2 protein-coding genes are annotated in these 2,556 nt (G+C 37.4%); both read right to left on the minus strand.

Annotated features, from left to right (window positions below; translation table 11 throughout):
- Nucleotides 1-21: 21 nt before the first annotated feature.
- Nucleotides 22-1,059 (minus strand): DUF4917 family protein, encoded by a 1,038-nt coding sequence (locus PL85_RS17035; protein WP_115340105.1) that lies wholly within the window; start codon nucleotides 1,057-1,059, stop codon nucleotides 22-24.
- Between the two features lie 189 nt (nucleotides 1,060-1,248).
- Nucleotides 1,249-2,337 carry an Abi family protein gene (locus PL85_RS17040; RefSeq protein ID WP_174223871.1) on the minus strand — a complete coding sequence of 363 codons (1,089 nt, stop codon included), beginning with the start codon at nucleotides 2,335-2,337 and terminating at the stop codon, nucleotides 1,249-1,251.
- Nucleotides 2,338-2,556: the final 219 nt, after the last annotated feature.

The following is a 2,556-nucleotide window of genomic DNA, read 5'->3' on the forward strand; positions in this document are numbered from 1 at the left end:
TCAAACTTGATACTAAGTTTTTTATGCCCACACGTTCGCAGTTGCAGCGTCAAATAGAGTTACTTTGCACTTAAACTTATCTTTAATTCTTTCGATATGCTTTCTGTCATCCTCACTGTATACGCCAATATAAACGCTAAAAAGTTTGTTACCAGAACGTCTGCCTTGTTTTGCTGCGATGTTTATAGCATCAATTATATGGTAATCATACTTACCAAAGTTAAATCCGAAGGTGACTAACGATCCTTGAATTTCACACAATGAATCATAGCAGAATGTTAAATATCGGTTATGAAGGATATGCTCAAGTTTTTCTTCACCATTACCCGAAGCTACAAATACAGGATAGTGACCATGATCTATCCTGCGTTTGATGTTTTCAAGCAAGTACTTTGTACCAGTGTATTCTTCTTTAAGAATATGCACACCTTCATCAAAGATAGGTAATGCTCCATGGAGATAATAAATATTTTGATTGCTTTTATTATTGCCCCACCTAAGCTCCGAGTATTCAGGTTCATCGTCATAACCACCATCATCCTCACGGTCTCGTCCAAAACCATCTATTGCATTTTTAGCACCTTTCCGCATAAGAACCCAATAAAGCAATAAGTCATAGTTAGTACTGAATACTGAACCATCATTATTGGTGAAAAATGATAGGAACTCGGAGCATTTATCTATTTGGGATTCTTGCAACTTAAAAACATGCTCAGGGTGTAATGATTCAACTGCATCAATTAAGCTTTCTTTTAACCGTTCACTAGCGGTTTCAACTTTGTCTAACAAGTCCTTATCTGAACCAAATGCCTCTATAAGCTCACAGAAATTGTCGAGTTGCTGCATCACCAACTCGAAGTTCTTAGTTTTCACTATGTCAAAAAGCGAAGTTATCAATGGGTCTTCTTGTTTTTCAATAAATTGATGCAATGCGTTGTAAGAAAAAATTTTGTGGTTATAAGCCATACTAAAGCCATTGCCCAGCAGTAAATGAGCTGTTCGTTCTTTTTTTCTTAAGTATTCTTTAACTTCATTATATGTTTTTAGTTTACTACCCATCCTGACCTCTCAATAAAAATATAACGCCGCATTAAGGTGTGAGCAACGCTACCACGAAACGTAACCAGACCACCGTAAACACAAAACCCAACGATGGAATGAAAAATGCCATGCGTTGAGAATCACTCTTAAATGCTTTGTTATGTGAATTTTTCACTTTAAATCAATAAAATTAAGGTTATGGCTGAATTAGTTTCCCAAGCTTAAAGATGCCATCCGAAATAGTTTTTCGTAACCGCACCATAGAGCTAGTTTTAGGTTGCTTTGACTAATATTTGCTGATGATTCGTTACTCTCAGCAGTAAAGTTAAATAATAAGGGCTCTTGATGCCATTGAGCTGGAAACCCCATAGATTCTCTAAACAGTTTTGCTGTTGGGTATTTTTCAAACAGGTGAGCTAATGCGGGCCCCAGTTTCTCTTCGTGACCTAAACCTGTATAAATTTTTTGTATTGCACAAATATTTGTGTAAATCCTGTTCACTTGATCTGTTTGCCGAGTTCCAGACTGAGGATTTGTACGAACCAATGAAATATGGCGATTTAGAACCCGCTTGATTCCCGTGGGTGCTGTGAGATTTCGATTGAATAGACGATTATGGTGACCACAAGCATTCCTTACATGACGAATACAACCCATCCAGTTTGTCAATGATTGGTACTTATTTACACCTAGCTTATTGTTCGCAAAACGATTGAGCTTAAGGTTTTGCACTGAATCAGTAGTAAAGCTATCCATTAGGCTCAAAATATTACCGAATGTCATAAGTTCAAGAGCTACCCAAGCAGGTGGTAACTCTCGATAGAATCGACAATAATCGTTGTAGTATTTACCACGATAATGAAGGGCATATTCCTCTTTTGAACTAATGAACATAGAGCGTAACGTTGTTACAGTCTTAATCTGGTCACCATTGCTATTGAACAATGAGGAATCCAGATACCAAAATGGATTGCCAGTTTTTCCCGTAACCCACTGATCTAGAGCAGATCGGACGCCAATTTCGACTTTTTCAATGATACGGAACAAATATGCTCTCAGCTCACTATCAAAGTGGTATAATTCATAGCCCTGTTCAAAAGTAGAACCAGTATTATATGTCTTAGTGTTTAAGTCTTTGAAAGGGAATAAATAGGCTTTAAAACGGTAATAACTACAACGTTCAAGCTCATTTTTAGCGTTTTCTACATCATGGATAGTTAAGCCTTGCCCTTGAAGCTTGGCGCATAGATCAGAGCTACTTAAGTAGCTTTTGTTGTATAGAATCAAGTTTGGCACTGTAATAGTCCGAAATTTAGCTCTTAGCCTCATTAGCTGAAGCTATACTACAGATAAAAAAAAGGCTTCCACTCTTACGAACATAGTTCAGGAGGAAGCCGTTGTTGAGATCAATACTAATACTAAGTCCTAAACCTTGCAAGCATATTTTGACGATTTCTGCTTAATTCACATAACGCCCGGCTAAGGGGTTGACAACGCACCGCCGAACTTAAAAAA

The organism is Vibrio anguillarum (assembly GCF_001989995.2).
GTDB lineage: Bacteria > Pseudomonadota > Gammaproteobacteria > Enterobacterales > Vibrionaceae > Vibrio > Vibrio anguillarum.

What these genes read in the sequence shown, in the direction of transcription:
- PL85_RS17035 (WP_115340105.1), bottom strand. Translation starts at nt 1,059, where the DNA reads ATGGGTAGTAAACTAAAAACATATAATGAAGTTAAAGAATACTTAAGA.